The organism is Komagataeibacter rhaeticus (assembly GCF_003207855.1).
GTDB classification, from domain to species: Bacteria; Pseudomonadota; Alphaproteobacteria; order Acetobacterales; family Acetobacteraceae; genus Komagataeibacter; species Komagataeibacter rhaeticus.
Genome location: NZ_NKTZ01000003.1, coordinates 1 through 15,874 on the forward strand (window position 1 = coordinate 1; position 15,874 = coordinate 15,874).

A 15,874-nucleotide genomic window follows, 5' to 3' on the forward strand; every position below is an offset into this window, starting at 1 on the left:
ATTGCCTGGTAACGCCCCTTCTCCCCCGCCGCCTCCGGCACCGATGGTGATGCCCAGCGTGTCGCCACCCGCCACCGGATAGATCGCCTTTATGTAGCCACCAGATGCCCCGCCTCCGCCGGATACGGTTTCCGCCGTGCTGGAACCCTGGCAACCACCACCACCCCCTCCCGCCCCCACGGCTTCGATTTCCACGCTGGTTGCCCATGCGGGAACGGCAATATTGTCGGAGGCAAGGACATAGCCCCATGCGGTGGTCAACTCGCCTATCGTGGCCTGCACCGCCTCAACATCGGAATAGTTGGCTATTACCTTCCACACCGCCTCCACCGGGTCATAGGCGCGGACCCGATAGTCCGATGTATTCACCCCCAGCCGTGTGACCGGGTTTGTCGCACTGTCGGACTGCTGGAGGACGCAGCCGTCTATCCGGGCGGAAAGAGTCGTGTCCGCATTGGCGCGCGCGGCCTGTTCAGTCGCAAGGTCAGACTGGACAGCCGTGACATCCGAATAGTTGGCAATCGGTCCAATGTCGGTCGCGTCAATCTGGTAGCGCAGGCGGCCTGTGGAAGTGCCGTTTACGATCTCCCACCCAATATTGACCTTGTTGCTTCCCTGATCCGCTCCGCCACCCTGCTGGACCGGGGTAAAATCCAGCGATCCACCAACCCCGATCAGCGCAGCCTTGATCATTGCCTCAATCGCCGCCCAGACCTGACTGTCATCGCTCGGATTGGGGATGATCTGGACCATCTGGATCAGATACATCAGCGAATTCATGATGGCGTTGCGATCTGCCTTGACCAGGGACGTCCCTTTGACGCCGTTCAGCAGATCGCGGTCCTGATACTGCCTGCGGCCCTGCGCATCAGTGACGTAACCGGGGGCGCTTGTGTAATCCATCAGGCAGCATCCTTGTAATTGAAGACCAGCGCCGTATCCGGCGGACAGAACCGCTGGATCGGGCATTCAAGGCCGGTGTTCTTGTTGGGCAGGTTGATGATCCAGATCAGGCGGTCGGTGTCCTGGCTGCACACATCCACACCGCACACCGCTTCACCGCAGATCGCGGGTTCGGGGTAGTCGATGGTGATGGTCACCCCGGCCGCCTGGGCAAGGTCGATGAAAAACTGCTCGGACTGACCACCGCCGCCAACCCAGCGCGAATTCAGCAGTGCCTGCATCTCGGCCGTGGTCAGGTCCGCAAGGTCACGCCCGCATGGGTCAGGCCCCAGCACTTGTGCGTAATCCGCCAGAAGCAGAGTCGATTTCGCCGGGCTGATCTCGTTGCGCAGAGCGTCGATATCGGCCTCGAACCGCGCGCCCATAATGGCGAAGGGGGTCAGCAAGGCTGCCAGATTGCTCTGTGTGCTTTTTGGCCACGCCCAGCCGGACGGCATCAGTTGCCCCAGCAGTTCGTCGCGTATCTCGGCGGCCGTGCGGCTCATGACGACGCCTGCCATGTGATGGTGCCCAGCGTCGCAATCTGGTTATCAGCCAACTGCACATCCGCTGTGGGCACCGACAGGATATAGCTGGTCACGGACGTGACCGACGCGATGGCGGCGTCAATCCGCGCTACCAGCAGCTTCGCCGCAATGTCCGTGGTCGCATAATAGGCCGCAATCGCGGTCTGCACCTGATTACGGTTCTGCTGGGTGTCTGGCGTGATCGAAAGCGTCAGGTTCTGTGGCGCAAGCTGTGCGGGCACCACATAGGCATTCGCCCGCACGGGCCTGCGGGTCGGATCGTCAATATAGGACTGGATGGCCGCGACCTCGGCCGATGTCGGCACCGTGGGGCCAGCCATGGCCACGATGATGCCCACGGTGCCAAGACCGACCCATCGCGGCACGACGTTGACGTAAGCGGCCCCCGCGTCTTCGGCCCATCCTTCGTAGTCGGTCACGCTGCCGCCTGCGGGCGGATTGCGGATTTTCTCAATGATACGCGCGCGCCAGCTTTCCTGCCCCTCAATGGCAGCGCCACCGGCCAGCCCGTCGCTGTCGGTCACAACGGATGTGACGCCTGCAATGGGCGATACCAGCGTCAGCGTGATGCCACCGCCCACATTGCCCGTGGTACCGGTCGCGGTCGCCTGCACGGGAATGGAGCCGGACGCACCGGCGGCGATACTACCCTCGGCCGTGGTTGCCCACTGGATGGACCCGTCCACCGTCAGCAGCGTGCCAATGGGAATGACCTCGGCCTGCGAACAGGTCACCACCACATTGCCGATAGCGGACGTAGCCGGGTTGCGCGGCACACCCCATTGCACACCATGGTTGGGCAGCAGGCCGTCCACCGTGGCCGTATCGACCATTATTTCCAGTAGCCAGTCGCGCATGTAGCGATACTGTTCGGCACCCATTATCCCCACCACGACGGACAGAACCTGTTCCAGGCTGCCCGGCGCATTGGCGTCCAGCACCACCTGCGTCCCATCGCTGGCGGTAAAGCTGACTGTCGCCAGACCGGACGCGAAACGCTGGGCAAGCTGTTCCGGTGTTGGAATTGCCGCTGGCATCAGTTCCCCACCACGGTGGCGACTGATGTGGCGCTTTCCTGCGCGGTGATCTGGATGGTGTCACCCGTCAGCCACGCCGCCCCGGTGGCAATGTCCGTGCCGTGGTAATCGGCAATCGGCTCCACGCTTTCCGCCGTGTATCCAGCCAGACGGGCGCGGGTTTCTTCCGTGGCCTTGCCGCGCGATTCCAGCCACGCCCGCGTGCCCAGCCGCTGGCCTTCAGGCAGGCAGATGTCACCCACCCAGCCACGCATCGCCAGCAGCCCGGCCGACTGTGCGGGCAGGCCCGTCACATCATCGGGCAGCGTGTCATCAGCTTCCGCGCGCCGGTCGGTGCCCAGTGCGATCAGCAGCGCCGTGGCGGCCGTTGCATCAATGGCAATGCGGCCGCGCCCGTTGCCGGTGGGCTGGATTACCAGATCGCAGGCCATGGCGCGGGGTGACCAGGCCATGGCCATCTGGAAAAAAGGAACGGATGCCGTCATGCGCGCAGTATCCGCGCGCAGGCGACATCCATTCAGGGGGAGGTTCTTCCCCTGTTATCAGATTTACTGGGGCCTGCCGGTCGTGCCCGGCGCATCCGTCACCGGGTGGGTGTGGTTGGTCAGGCTGATACCGCCCGCCTTCACATCGCCCTGGGCTGCGATGTCTTCTGTGGCGGTAATGCCGCCCTTGACCGCCAGCGGCACATTCAGCGTGGCCTGCTTTGCCGTCAGGTCAAGGATCGGGCTGCCGCCTATTGTCACCAGCATTTCCGATGTGCAGTCAAGCCGCACGATCTTCCCGTTCTGGATATAGATGCGCTGGCCACAGGCGTCATACAGCACGCTGTCGCCTTCACCCAGCTTACCAAACCGCGCCTTGGACGGATTGGCGGGCGGCAGCGCCATCAGGTCAGCATGGTCGCCGCCCACGGCCACAATGGGAGCCACGGCCCCGTCCAATGGCGCATGGGATGCAAAGCCGAAGGGCTGATGGACCGGCACGCGCGAGCGCACGCGCCCGTAATGCGGCTGGACGGTCAGCATCTGCTCGGCCCCGGTATCGTCAATCGCGCGCACCACGGCGCGGACAAACAGGCCGCGCACGGCCATGAACAGCCGGTCGATCATCGCGCCATCCCGTCACGCGCCACGATATGGCCTGCGCGCCGCGCGCCGTTATGGCCGTGGTCCATGTCGCCCGTCAGGTCATAGGCATCGCGTTCCACCACGGATATGCGGGTCACCTCACCATCTGGCGCATCCACATAGGTCACGGCCCCGATCAGCATATCGCGGTCAATGCCTGCATACAGGTCATTCACATAGACCAGGGCATTGGGCAGCCACATATCCCCCGTTTCACCCCGGTATCCCACCACGGTATAGACCCTTGCCGTGGCTTGCGCCTTTGTCGAGCGCATGCGCCAGTCGGCCTGGTCCTGCAACGTCCATGGGCTGCCATCCGTGCGCGGCTTCGTGCGCTGGCGTTTTGGCCGCCGGTTGCTTGCATGGTAGGCGGCCGGCGCGGGTCCGGGGTCTGCCGTCAGCCCGCTGGCCGCGCTGTCCAGCGGCGGGTTTGGCGTGCCTTGCGCGGAAACTGACCCACCGCTCTGGGTGGCGGACAGCCAGACACGGGGCCTGTAGCGCCCGACGCCTGGGTCAACGCTGTGCCCATAGCGCACGATGGCGGCGGCTTCCGTATCGGTGGCGCTGTGTGCGCTTGGGGCATCTTCGGGCGTTTCCGAAAGCGGCTCCGCATCCATGCTCAGGGTGGCATTAGCGGGCCGTAAGAGGCTTCTGAACTGCCCCTTGACCCACACGTCCGAATACCGGCCGCGTGCCGATACCCGTGATTCCATGCGGTACACGTTGCCTGGCAATTCCAGTTTCCCCGGCGCGCGCGTGCTGCCCGCCTGTGTGAGGACAATCCCGCCCACGCCATCAGACGTGACCAGAACCCCGCGCTGGCGTGACAGCTTTTCGATGGTGGACATGGCAGGTTCGGCCGGATCGACCGCGACCAGGGTAAATGGATCCCCCGTATCCACGTCGGCCGACACCGCCAGCCCGAACGGGCCGGTAAGGTTCCCGATGACATCCACAAGATGAACTGCACGGTATTCCCCCGGTCCTGTAGGGTTGGCGGAACAGTCCACCAGATCGCCGGTCCTGTCCCGGCCGGAAATGGTGGCGCGGATTTCTCCATCCGCCATTTCAAGCTGGATGTCATCCACATGCCCCAGCAGGCAGGTTGCGCCATGGATGCGGATTTCCACGGGGTCGTTCTCCCGGATCATGGCCCATTCCGGCAGGGTTCCCCCCAGCGCCTGATTGGCCCGCACCTCATCCAGGTATTCGACATGGAACGCCCCGCAGATGTCCGCCAGATCGCGCCCGCATTCCGCCATGGTGTAGGTCTTGAGCGTGCGGCCATTCACGATCACGGTCATGCCGCGCGCGGTGACCGTGGTGCTGGTTGTGCCGCTCATGACGATGTTTCCAGCACGTCCACGCTGCCGGGGCCCGCCAGTGCGGGATGGGTCAGGCCGTTGCGGCTGACCAGATCGTCCCACACGGCCGCCACGTTCGCGGGTGTATCGCCTGCCACGGCATAGGCGATGAGCCACGCGCTCATCTGGCGCGGCACCGGCACCGCGACCACCTTCGGCAACCGCCCCAGGCGAGACGAAATATCCGCGACCACAGCCGCGCGGGCATCGCGGATCGCGCCCGACATGGCCGCCAGCGGAACTTCCGCCCCGGCAAGGATCACATTGGTCAGGTCACTGGCCAGCGCATCCAGCGCCGCCGTCATGGTATCGCGCGATGCAATGGCGTCCGACTGGCTGGCGTAGGTCATGGCCGACTGGGCCGCCATGGCCTGCGCCACGGTCCCGGCACGCGCCACCAGACCGATCACCAGCACATCGGCCGGGGCCAGTGACCTGACAGACAGGGCCTGCGCCTGCGCGCCGATCTGCGTGGCACCATCCAGCAGCAGCGCTGTCGCCTGCACCGGGTCCACGCTGGTCTGGCTCCCGTCCGCCACCTGTGTTGCCGGCGCAATGGCCGCCGTCTGGCCGGTCGATACCGCGCCCGCGATGGTAGCAGGCACATTGACCAGCAGGTCCGTCACCCCGTCGGCATAGGTGGTATCCGTATTGCTCACCGGGGCGACGATGCCGGTCTGCAATGCCGCCAGTGATGTCTGCGTGGCTGACTGGACAGGTTCCGGGGCCGATGTCGTGGCTGCATTCCACACATTGGCCGCTACCGTGATCGTGCTGCTGACAGCACTCGCCAGCGCCAGCGGGAGGACAACGGGCGACAGTAGCCCGCGCAGGGCCAGAACGCCCTGATCGACCAGGGCATCAGCAGCTTCCAGCACATTGGTCAGGGTGTCGGTGATGGTCGAGAACAGGCCGGTGGAAATGGACGCGGGCGGCTTGCGGACAAATGTGGCCTCGAACCGGGCCATGCGGATTTCCCGGTCCGAAAACTCGATCTGCCCGGCCTGCAACAGGTAGCACCGCAGCGCGCCCCACCACGGATGCACCAGCGTTGCCGCCCCTTTGGCCAGCAGCGCCTTGCGCATCCGGTCGGCACGCAGGACGTAATCATCGCCCACCAGAATGCCGCGCACCTGTATCGGGCCATCGAACTGCCCGAAATCCTGCATGCGGAAATCGTCGCGGCCGGGGAAATACATCTGCGCGACCCGACGCCCCGCTGCTTCGCGGGAATTGGGCATGTAGAAGTTCACGCCGCGCCAGCTCGCCAGCGACAGGATGGAGGACAGCGGCGATGCCGCAAGCCCGCCCGTCAGGCCAAGCTGGCTGCCAAGGATACCCGTTCCAATGCTCATGGCTGGGCCACCATCCTTCCGCGATCAGGGGTAATGCGCACGGCCCCTTGCGCTCCCGCCGTCTGGCGGATTTTCAGGCCGGGGTCATGCGAGACATGCAGGCCGAACTGGCCACCCGATGCGGCGGCACGCGCGGGTGCCGCCGCCGGGATGGCGGGGGCTGGCTGCACGCCACGGCCCATCAGCGATTCAACATGCCGCCCCACCCACGAATTACTGAATGCCTGGTCCAGGGCTGCGAACTGCGCCTTGATATACTGGAACATGGCGACAAGCGGGACGCTGAAGACTTTTGCCAGCCCCGTGACGATGTTGTGCAGTTTGGTGCCAATCCCGCCGCCCCAGCTATCCAGCCATGCGGTGAAATCGTTGAACACCATCTTGGCCACGTTCCAGGTGCCTTTCAGTGCTCCGGTGATCCCGCTGCCGCCTGCGTCGAACGCGTGGGAAATCCGCGTCAGGTTGCGCGAGACATATAGTGCGGCCGCCACGACACCGACCGTCAGCGCCGCAAGCCCGGCCACCACGCCCACGGTGGCCAGACTGACACCGCCCAGCAGCCCGCCAATAGGGAGCAGCACTGCGCGGAACAGTGTAAACCCGGCCCGCAGCGGCCCGGCCACAGCACCCACGGCACCCGCCGCCGTGGCCAGCGCCAGCAGGCTGCCTGCCGTGCCGATGATGGCGGTGGATGCGCCCGGCACATGATCGTCCAGCCACTCGAACATGCCGGTCAGGCCGTGCAGGACCGAGGTCGAAACCTTCAGGATCGGCACGAACCCATGCCCGATACGCCGCTCAAGCTGGGACAGGGCTTCCTCAAACGAATGCAGTTCCGTCAGAGTGGACCCCATGCCGGTGCGGAAATCTTCGTCCACCATGGCAGGGTCCGCGCTGCCAACCCTTTTCCTGATGGCGAAATAACCCTGTTCCCCGCCCAGATGGTGCAGCAGGGCATTCACGAACCCACGGTCCTGCTCGTTGTTGAACAGTTCACCCACGGCCCGCAGGTCATTGCCGCCATGCGTGATCCGGTTGACCTGCTGAAGAACCGCCATCATCGGGTCCACACCATTGGCGCGGGCATTGTTCAGGACACCGAACAGATCGACTCCATATTTCTGGAACCGTTTGGCCGTATGACTGGATGTGATGGTTTGCAGGAAGGCGCGCATGTCGGTCACGGCTTCGCCTTCCGTGCCGGTATTCTTGCGCATGACCGCCAGCGCGGCCGCCATATCATTCAGGCCGTCGCGCCCGCGCACGCCCAGCGCGCCCGCCTGGGCTGCAACCTGCGGGAACAGCGGGGCCAGCCTCTCGAATGGCAGGTCGGCCGACTTCCCGGCCAGCGCCATGGCCGACAGCGCGCCGGGCATCTCGGCAGCGGAAATGCCAAGGTTCTCCTGCATGGCGAATGTGGTCTTCGCCACGCCATCCGGCGCTGCGTTGTAGGCCGTGCCAATGCGCGCCACGGTCGGAAGGACCGCCTTTATCTGGTCAAGCGTGTAGCCTTCGCGTGAGAAATACCCGGCCGCAGCGACAAGGTCGGTACCGCGCTGTCCGGTATCACGCGCCAGCCGGTCGATGTCGCGGCCAAATGTCTCGGTAAAACGGGTATTCTCCGCGCCGTGCAGGTTCAGTCCGATGCCGATATGGGTCAGGTCGTTATCGTATTCCGCCGCTGCCCTGACGGGCATCACGATCCCGAAGCCGGTGGCAGCGGCCCCGAAGGCACTGCCCACGCCTTCCTGAATGGACTGACCGAACCCGCGCACGGCACCACCCACGCCGCGCGCATAGCCCATCCCGCCGCTACCCAGCGCCGATGCGGCGGAGCGGATACGCCCCAGCGCGGACACGCTGCGGTCGGCGGCTTCCTCGGCTTCGGTGCCGATGCGGTTCATGCCGCTGCCTGCCTCGGCTGCAGCGGCCGTGGTGCGGGTCAGGGTTTCATCCAGACCGGTCACGGCGGCGGTCGCGGCCTCGATGCCACCAGCGGTTTCGCCAATGGTGCCGACGGCTGCCGCTGCTTCCGCACCCGCCGCGCCGGTTTCGGACAGGACTTTGTTCAGCCCGGCAACGCCCTCGGTCGCGCGGGCGACGGGCTGCTGCATTTCATCGAATGGATTGGCCGCGCGGGCCAGTTCCGCCAGCGATCCGTTGATTTCTACCAGAACCGAACGGATCTGCTGCAATGGCTCGATGGAGCCAACGGCAAAGTCCAGACGGAAGGCCGCCGTCATGTTGTTACCGGACAACGGGGCCTCCCTATCTGTCCATCATGGCCATCTGCTGCTGGATCGCCTCATTCCGCCGCTCGGCCAGTTGCCCGAGGGCTGCGGACCAGAACCGGATGCGGTGCAGCGGCATGTCCAGCAGTTCAGCTTCGGAAAAGCTGGTCTCGTGGGCGAGTGCGGCTAGGAGGACCGGCCAGTCTTCGCCCCACGCTTCAAAAAAGTGTTGGCGACCTGTGTCAGGGTCAGAAAGTCCTCGCCGTCCATTTCACCCAGCAGGGCATCGGCCTTCGGGCCGGTCATGCCTGCGGATGCTTCCAGCATGGCGCGGAGGCGGTTGCCTTCGCCCTCGGCATTCAGCATTTCGGTAATGCCGCGTCCTTTCAGACGGTTCAGCACAATGCTGCTGACCTGTTCAGTCTGCGGCGTGCCGTTGACGATGGCCTTCTGTTCCACCGGATACTGCAACGTCACCTTGACCGACCCATTGGCCTGATATTCCGCGCCTTCGGGCAGCTTGGGCCGGTCGGGGCGCGCAACCGGCGCGGTGGCGGCCGGGGTCGTTGCAGGGATAGCGGCACCGTTCACGACGGGAGCATTCATGAGAGCAGTTCCTTGTAGGTGTTCATGTTGAAGGTCAGCGGCATGTTGCCGCCGCTGTCGGCCAGATCGGGCGCGTCAAGGATGTAGGCATCGGGGAAAACCCACTGCTGGCCGGTATCGGCCAGCACCTGCAATTCGCCCTCATCACCCGGCTGGAAAGCGGCAAGGCTGCTCCCCTTGACCAGCACGGGCGTGCATTTGAACTGCCCCACCTGATACTGCTGGTAACGGAAGCCCGTGCCCCCCGCGATCTCGGTCTTGTTCTGCGTGCCGGGCAGGCGCACGGTTGCGCCCGGCTTTATTTCAATCTGCTGGCCGTTCCACCAGGCCCTGAATACGCCAACTGTCTGTCCTGCCATGTGCCCTTACGCCTGTAGCTGGATGGAATTGGCCATGACGATCAGCGATCCCATCACACGGATGGGCAGGGCTGCGTCACAGCGGTTACGGTCGGTCGGGTTGATGGTGAACACCGCCTGCTGCGCCAGCGTATCGGTGTCCTGCAACCATCCCTCCACGGTCTCGTACAGTTCCGACTGCGCGGCCCAGCTTCCCTTCAGTGCCTTGGGGGTCACGACATAGGCAGCAATGCCCACCATGGCTGATGTATCGTCCGCCAGCTTGGCGCGCGGATAGGTCGCATCAATGTAGGTGTTCCACTCATACCGCACGCGGGTCACGGTCTTGGGCACCATGATGTCGCGCCATGCCTTTTCCGTGTCGCCCGTGGCATCCTTCTGGTTATTGGTCACCATGCGCTCGATGCGCACGGTCCCGTCCTGGTCAACCGTGAAGGTGGACATGCCCGATTGCAGCAGCACGTTACGCATCGCGTCCGTGAACAGGTCGGCATCATCCGGTGCCATCCCGGTCAGGCCGGTCAGTTCCAGCGTGCGCAACGGCCGCGAAGGGTCATTGTTCAGCGCCTGAGCGGCGATGGAACCGGCCACGCCTGCCATGATCCATGGTGCCCAGCGCGGGTTCTGTGCCGGAATGCAGGTCATGAACCGGCTATTGACTGTTTCCGCCAAGGCCAGCACCTCTCCATAGGTGCCCCGGTATCCGTAATAGACGTGGGCGTCCTTCTTGACCATTGCGCCAAACCGGCGTTCGGCCTCGGTCTCCAACGCGTTCCGGTTGGACGCGTCATTCAGGCAGGACACGATATCGGTGAACCAGACATTGGACACCAGCGCGAGTGCTGCCGATAGGTCGACCGTGCCCGCACCGCCGGTCATGGCCGTGACCGCCACGCTCATACCCGGCACAAGGTCGGCCGTAAGCGAACTCATGCGCACGTCGATATCGTTTACGAAGGTGCCGGTTTCCGCGCTGGTCAGTGTCAGCACGCCCAGGGCGACCGTGGCGTTCAGGCCGGTCTGGACCGACACGTCGCTGGTGAACGCGGCAGCGGCGGCGGCGGCCATGTCGGCTGCGGCCATGCCACTGGTCACCACGAACGGGACGCGCACGCCATTGGCTTCAATCGCCGCCGTGCCGTTGGCCGTGGCAGGGCCGGTGAATGTCAGGGTAGCGGACCCGGCGGTGCCCCCGGTCGGGGCATCCACCATCACCATGTCCACCGCCACGTATGGGGCGGCGGCAACCATGGCGGCCACGGTGGCCGCCAGCGCAGATGCCGAACCCGCCAGTACAGCAGCCTGTGATGGCGAGATATTCTGGTAGCGCACCAGCGACGCACCCTTACCGTCGCCCTTCTGCCCCAGCACAAGCCGTCGCAGCGGCATGTCGGTCACATCGTTGCCGCTGGGGATGGTGGTGACTTCCCCGTAGCTGCCCGGAACGGCCCAGCCTGCGGGGATTTCACTGAAGGAAATGGCCTCGCTCATTTCGTGGCACTCCCGCTGGCAGCCGGCGTCGTGGCCGTGGTCGCGGCGGCAGCGGTCGCCTTCGCCGAGGTGGTGGTTGAGGCGGCAGCCTGCGCAGGCACGTCACCCGCGGTCAGGTCGCCATTGCGCAGCAGCGCTGCCCAGAACGGATCGCGCTCGTTCACGTTAAAGCCCGTATCGGGCAGCGTCCGTGTCCTGTTTCCAGCCGGGATTTTCACCACCCGGCCGGGCGTCACATGCACCAGCGTGGTCATGCGGTTTCTCCTGTCTGGGGTGGGGGGGCGACCAGCGTGTCGCCATCGGCGTCCTGCCACGTCTCACGCAGACCCTTGAAGTCATCAAGCTGCTGCGCCAGCGCCGGGCCATCGAACGACACGTTGGGAACAGTCACTTCCAGCGAGACCAGGCCAACATCATCTGCAAGCCAGTCTGCTGTGGGTGGCAGTGCAACCATGCGAACCATGGGGGTGCCCAGTTCACCGGAAAGCGGGCGTGCATGCAGGAAAGCGGTAGCGGCTCCCGCCGCGCCCATTGCGCCCATGCCGCGCAGACTGCCGGGGACGCCGACATACAGCCGACCGGAGTCCGCGTGCTGGACGGCGATGAACACGGCAAAAACCAGATCGCCCCGGAATGTCGCGCCACAATCGCCATGCGGCTTCCATGCATTCCATGCCAGCCCGATGACGGGCTTTGTGGTCAGAAGCCTTTCCCACGTTGCACGCTTGGCATTGGGCGGCACGATGATGTGCCGGAAAATGTCAGGCGGGAACGCTTCACGCAGGCGCTGGCGCAGCGCCATGAATGCCTCCACGATCGGTCCGCCATACAGCAACAGACGCGGATACTGGTTTTCAGGCAGTTCCATCAGTACAGCCTTCCGGGCTGGAAGCCCGCTGGCCGCGTCTGGATGCGGGCGAATTCCTCGGTCGTATTGGCCGGGATCGCGCCATCCAGCGTGGCGTGTTCGTTATTGATGTCCTTCAGCCACGCGATGGCGTCCTTGTAATCGGCGCGCATCTGGTCGCTGGGATTGCTGTTGCCGCCCGAATGCAGCAGGTAGCGCGCGACAGCACAGCAATACTGCACCAGCACCGGCGGCGGACTGGCCACCGGCACCACGTAGCGGCGGCGCAGGTAGCTATCCATCCGGCTCGACGCCTGATCCAGCGCCGCCTGCACCTTGCCCTGGTCAATCGTATCCAGTGGCGTGTCCAGGTCGGTGGTGGCTGCGATCAGTTCGGCATTGCCATACTTCGCCAGCATGTCCGCAAGGGCGGCATAAGCCATCAGCCGACCCCGATGACTTCAAGTGCAGGCTCACTGGCCATCGCACGAAGCTGCCCGCGTGTCAGTTCCTCGCGCGGATAGACATGCACCGCAGGATGCACGATCCCGCCACGACGCAGGCCGGGATCACGGCAGACCACAATGACATGGCCCGGCGGGACCATGCGTTCGGCGTCACCTCCAAGGATATACACCCCTGCGCCGAAGGCCGCGCGCGCGTCTTCTTCGCTCTTCAGCGCGCGCGCCGCATCGGCTCCCGGCAGGTCAGCCGCATCCGGCTTTTCAGGCTTGCGGGTCATTCATCAGCCTCCAATGCTCTGGGACAGGCGCGGGCAGACCAGCAGCTTCGCGTCGCCCTTGTAGGGGTTGGATGTGGATGCCGCCGCCGTAGAGCCGGAAATCAGCGTCGGCACGAAATCCGCGTTCAGCAGGTATTTCCCCTGCGTTTCCAGGTTGGACGGCACCAGCAGGTGCGTGGGCACCAGTCCATACGGCGCACCATCCTTGCGGCGCAGGCTGGCGAACGCCGCCTTGACTGCCGCCCACGTATCCACGTTCAGCGGGCGCGTGGATTTCATGGCAAGCTGCCACAGGCCAAGGCCCGCGTTGCAACGCCCGTCCACACCCCACATGAAACGGTTCTTGCTGAACACCACCCCGTCCTGAAGGCTGGTTTTCGCGGTAATCACGAACGGCCTGCGGGTCTGGTAGATCATCGGCTTCAGCGGGCGGTCGCACACCAGGGCGTACCATGCCGCGCCTGCGGTTTCGGTGCCCTGCGGGGTCTGGAGATTGGAATAGGCCACGACCTTTCCGCTCTCGTCGTAGGTCTGGTGTTCCTGGTCGAAGTAATACTGACCATCCCATCCCTTTTTCGTGGCTCCCGCCTGGAAGGTGTCGAACACCAGTTCGTCGGGCAGCACGGAAGCATTGTAACCAAGCTGCTGGATCGCAGGTGTCAGCACGTGGAACTGGTCGTCTTCCAGGTCCTCGCGCCGGACGGAAATGGTCTCCTCGAAGGTCCGGTTGCGGATTTCGAAGCCGTTGGCTTCCAGTTCATGCACCACACGCTCGCCAACCCACTCGCGCAGGCCGGGAATTTCCGCCATGCGGGGATAGATGTTCGAGCCAGCCGAGGACGGCACGATGATGGAGAATTCCTGATACAGCGGCGGAGCCACGGTCAGGAATTTGTTGAAGGCGGTATTCACGCGCGCGGTCAGCGCGTTCATGTTGCCGATATTGATTTCCATGGGTCTGCCTTACGGGATCAGGACATAGGGGGTGCCGTCGGCCTCAAGGCCCGCCAGCGTGCCGACCTGAAGCCGGTTGACGGGGGCCGCTTCGGTCCCGGCGTTTTCGGTCAGGGTCACGGTCTCATCATCGACCGCGTAAACAGGTGCACCGACATTGCTCCACGTGGGAGCCACGTCGAACGGCAGCGCCCAGCAGCCTTTCCTGATCCAGGCAGCACCGCCCGTATCAATGTCGGGAACCGCGCTGGAATTGCCGGTATTGTCATACTGCGCGCTGGATACGCCCACGATGGCGACCAGGGCGGACGGCGTGCCTGTGCTTCCCGCAGGCACTGCCGTTCCATCCGCACAGACGGCTGTGATGGAATTGCGGTACAGCCGGAAGCCCGCCGCCACGTTGTGCGGGAACTCCGGTCCAGGTGGAACCTTCTTTTCGGCAAGGATGCGATCAGCGGCGAGCATTGGACGCCTCCCACTTCTTCACTTCATCTTCCGTGGTGCCGAAGGCGTCATCCATGGCCGCCAGTTCAGCAGAACCGCTGCCTGCGGTGGGCACCTTGCGCGTGTTCAGGTTCAGCCCGCTGGACGGCACGTCCTGAAGGCCGCTGATGATGCGTTCCGCCGCCTGCGGGTTGGTGGTGTGCAGCGCGATCAGGTCGGCTTTCGTCTCGTCCGAAATGACCTTGGTGCGCGCGACCTGCTCAACGGCATGGGTGGACGCCGTCAGCGCACCGGCCTTCTTCAGTTCCGCGATCTGGCCGGTCAGCGCCTCGATCTGCTGCTGCGAATGGGTGCTGACATCCGTAAGCTTCGCCCGCAGCCCCGTCACCAGGGCTTCGGGCGTTGCGTCGGCATCCAGTCCGGCCAGCGGAGCAAGCTGGGAATGCATGGTCATGCAGCCCTTCATCTCCTTCAGCCGGGCGATTACCTGTTCCTTCGTCGTCGTGGCCGGAAGGCCAAGCGCCTTCAGGACATCTTCAAGCGGCAGCATGGCCGGTTCCTTCTGCGTGGTATGGAGGGTGTTGATTTTCAGGTTGGGCGCATTGGTCAGGGAGGCGCGCGCAATCCGGGTCACGACGCCATCAGGGGCCGCGAACGCGGGGGAAATCCCCCGATAGGCATGATCGGCAACCATGGTGCGCCCGGACTTCGTCCAGTCCACGCGCCCCCAGATGCCATCCGCGCGGGCCTGAAGCTCCACGATCCACCCCACGGCCGGAGCCGGGCCGCCCGATACCAGGGCATGATCGGTGGCGTGGTTTTCGTCGATGGGCAGCTTGCCACCCTCGGCCTGCATGGAATGGGTAATCAGCGCCCGTGCGTCCGACACCCGGTACGGGCCGCGCCCGTCAGCGCCGGAAAACTCACCGGCAGGCAGCAGGTGGACCCAGTCGGGCACCTTGCCGTTATCCAGGCCGGGCAGTGCGGTGTGGTAATGGAGCGTCGTGTTCATTGCCCGCAAGCATGGCGGGTATCGGAGACGGTATTCAGGGGGAACAAGACCCCCTGTTGCCTGAAAAATGACGCTGCCGGATTTTTTGCCCTACAGGCGCGTGTGACGATTATGGACGCGCAATCGGACGCGGAACACGTAAAAACGCATCCTGCCCCCTCTTAAACCCTCTTACGGGTCTCTTAAAACCCGAATGCCGATCCGGGTCAGCGTCCGCGCATGGCGATGGACAGGAATTCGTCCAGTCGGTCGATGATTACGGCCTCGTCGCCCACGCCCAGGCCAAGGTAGGGACGTGCGGGGATATGCACGCTGGAAACATGAAACAGTTCGCCGCCCATGACGAAAGAAAGCTGCAAGGCGCTCTTTGGCTGGATGAGGCCACCAAACTGGTGAATGGCACCGTAATGCACATTCGTTCCGACCAGAAGGGAACTGCCTTCGACTTCCGGATGGATGCTGTTCCGAAGGTATCCGCTCTCGATCAGGATGCTCGTGGTCTTCTTGTCTTCCTCATATAGCGGGTTGAGTGCTGCGTAGCTTTCCCACCGGATGCCGTCCGGATCGACGCCCTGATCCATGCGCCGCATGGTCCTGTCACTCAGTTCGCCCCCGATGCTTTCCAGCACGGCCTGCGGGCGCGTGCCGATGGCGGCAATGGCGTCCAGCGCGGACTGGATGGGATCGGTGTTCCCGGAGATGGAAATGAACGCCATGGTGGCAATCTTCCTGCACAATGGTTATGTTGATGGAGACGCGCCGAGACACGGTGTTATTCTCCCAGCCGTAGGACCGCCCTTGTGGCGGGATCG

Annotated in this window: 19 protein-coding genes; all 19 read right to left on the reverse strand. The window is 64.3% G+C overall.

Going from position 1 to position 15,874, the window contains the following annotated elements; translation table 11 throughout:
- Nucleotides 1-903 (reverse strand): glycine-rich domain-containing protein (locus CFR78_RS04205; protein WP_456305881.1); only part of this gene is annotated, 903 nt, incomplete at its 3' end.
- On the reverse strand, nucleotides 903-1,448 hold the full coding sequence (locus tag CFR78_RS04210) for a putative phage tail protein (protein WP_051672117.1): 546 nt from the start codon (nucleotides 1,446-1,448) through the stop codon (nucleotides 903-905). The genes CFR78_RS04205 and CFR78_RS04210, both read right to left, overlap by 1 nt.
- Nucleotides 1,445-2,527: a baseplate J/gp47 family protein gene (locus tag CFR78_RS04215; protein ID WP_034932049.1), complete on the reverse strand. Its 1,083-nt coding sequence runs from the start codon at nucleotides 2,525-2,527 to the stop codon at nucleotides 1,445-1,447. The genes CFR78_RS04210 and CFR78_RS04215 overlap by 4 nt, the downstream gene beginning before the upstream one ends.
- Entirely contained in the window at nucleotides 2,527-3,012 is a 486-nt protein-coding gene (locus tag CFR78_RS04220) for a phage GP46 family protein (protein ID WP_084149739.1), read from the reverse strand. The genes CFR78_RS04215 and CFR78_RS04220 overlap by 1 nt, the downstream gene beginning before the upstream one ends.
- Nucleotides 3,013-3,075: 63 nt before the next feature.
- Nucleotides 3,076-3,639, reverse strand: coding sequence for a phage baseplate assembly protein domain-containing protein (locus tag CFR78_RS04225; RefSeq protein WP_051672119.1), 564 nt, complete (start codon nucleotides 3,637-3,639; stop codon nucleotides 3,076-3,078).
- Nucleotides 3,636-5,000 (reverse strand): phage baseplate assembly protein, encoded by a 1,365-nt coding sequence (locus CFR78_RS04230; RefSeq protein WP_034932051.1) that lies wholly within the window; start codon nucleotides 4,998-5,000, stop codon nucleotides 3,636-3,638. The genes CFR78_RS04225 and CFR78_RS04230 overlap by 4 nt, the downstream gene beginning before the upstream one ends.
- Nucleotides 4,997-6,376 carry a DNA circularization N-terminal domain-containing protein gene (locus CFR78_RS04235; RefSeq protein WP_051672120.1) on the reverse strand — a complete coding sequence of 460 codons (1,380 nt, stop codon included), beginning with the start codon at nucleotides 6,374-6,376 and terminating at the stop codon, nucleotides 4,997-4,999. Before CFR78_RS04235 ends, CFR78_RS04230 begins: the two co-directional genes overlap by 4 nt.
- On the reverse strand, nucleotides 6,373-8,634 hold the full coding sequence (locus CFR78_RS04240) for a phage tail tape measure protein (RefSeq protein ID WP_034932053.1): 2,262 nt from the start codon (nucleotides 8,632-8,634) through the stop codon (nucleotides 6,373-6,375). The genes CFR78_RS04235 and CFR78_RS04240 overlap by 4 nt, the downstream gene beginning before the upstream one ends.
- A 159-nt stretch (nucleotides 8,635-8,793) precedes the next feature.
- A complete protein-coding gene (locus tag CFR78_RS04245; RefSeq protein ID WP_034932055.1) occupies nucleotides 8,794-9,213 on the reverse strand; it encodes a hypothetical protein in 420 nt (139 codons plus the stop codon).
- Nucleotides 9,210-9,572: a phage tail tube protein gene (locus CFR78_RS04250; protein ID WP_034932057.1), complete on the reverse strand. Its 363-nt coding sequence runs from the start codon at nucleotides 9,570-9,572 to the stop codon at nucleotides 9,210-9,212. The genes CFR78_RS04245 and CFR78_RS04250 overlap by 4 nt, the downstream gene beginning before the upstream one ends.
- A 6-nt stretch (nucleotides 9,573-9,578) precedes the next feature.
- Nucleotides 9,579-11,063 (reverse strand): phage tail sheath subtilisin-like domain-containing protein, encoded by a 1,485-nt coding sequence (locus CFR78_RS04255; protein ID WP_051672122.1) that lies wholly within the window; start codon nucleotides 11,061-11,063, stop codon nucleotides 9,579-9,581.
- Nucleotides 11,060-11,317: a hypothetical protein gene (locus tag CFR78_RS04260; protein WP_034932059.1), complete on the reverse strand. Its 258-nt coding sequence runs from the start codon at nucleotides 11,315-11,317 to the stop codon at nucleotides 11,060-11,062. Before CFR78_RS04260 ends, CFR78_RS04255 begins: the two co-directional genes overlap by 4 nt.
- Nucleotides 11,314-11,931: a hypothetical protein gene (locus CFR78_RS04265; RefSeq protein WP_034932061.1), complete on the reverse strand. Its 618-nt coding sequence runs from the start codon at nucleotides 11,929-11,931 to the stop codon at nucleotides 11,314-11,316. Before CFR78_RS04265 ends, CFR78_RS04260 begins: the two co-directional genes overlap by 4 nt.
- A complete protein-coding gene (locus CFR78_RS04270) occupies nucleotides 11,931-12,353 on the reverse strand; it encodes a DUF1320 domain-containing protein (RefSeq protein ID WP_051672123.1) in 423 nt (140 codons plus the stop codon). Before CFR78_RS04270 ends, CFR78_RS04265 begins: the two co-directional genes overlap by 1 nt.
- Nucleotides 12,353-12,652 (reverse strand): hypothetical protein, encoded by a 300-nt coding sequence (locus CFR78_RS04275; RefSeq protein WP_034932063.1) that lies wholly within the window; start codon nucleotides 12,650-12,652, stop codon nucleotides 12,353-12,355. The genes CFR78_RS04270 and CFR78_RS04275 overlap by 1 nt, the downstream gene beginning before the upstream one ends.
- A 3-nt stretch (nucleotides 12,653-12,655) precedes the next feature.
- Nucleotides 12,656-13,606: a Mu-like prophage major head subunit gpT family protein gene (locus CFR78_RS04280; RefSeq protein ID WP_034932066.1), complete on the reverse strand. Its 951-nt coding sequence runs from the start codon at nucleotides 13,604-13,606 to the stop codon at nucleotides 12,656-12,658.
- A gap of 9 nt (nucleotides 13,607-13,615) precedes the next feature.
- The gene (locus CFR78_RS04285) at nucleotides 13,616-14,071 is read right to left on the reverse strand and encodes a hypothetical protein (protein WP_034932068.1); all 456 of its coding nucleotides are present in this window, start codon (nucleotides 14,069-14,071) and stop codon (nucleotides 13,616-13,618) included.
- The gene (locus tag CFR78_RS04290) at nucleotides 14,058-15,062 is read right to left on the reverse strand and encodes a phage protease (RefSeq protein ID WP_051672124.1); all 1,005 of its coding nucleotides are present in this window, start codon (nucleotides 15,060-15,062) and stop codon (nucleotides 14,058-14,060) included. Before CFR78_RS04290 ends, CFR78_RS04285 begins: the two co-directional genes overlap by 14 nt.
- A gap of 206 nt (nucleotides 15,063-15,268) precedes the next feature.
- Nucleotides 15,269-15,778, reverse strand: coding sequence for a phage virion morphogenesis protein (locus CFR78_RS04295; RefSeq protein WP_034932070.1), 510 nt, complete (start codon nucleotides 15,776-15,778; stop codon nucleotides 15,269-15,271).
- Nucleotides 15,779-15,874 lie beyond the last annotated feature (96 nt).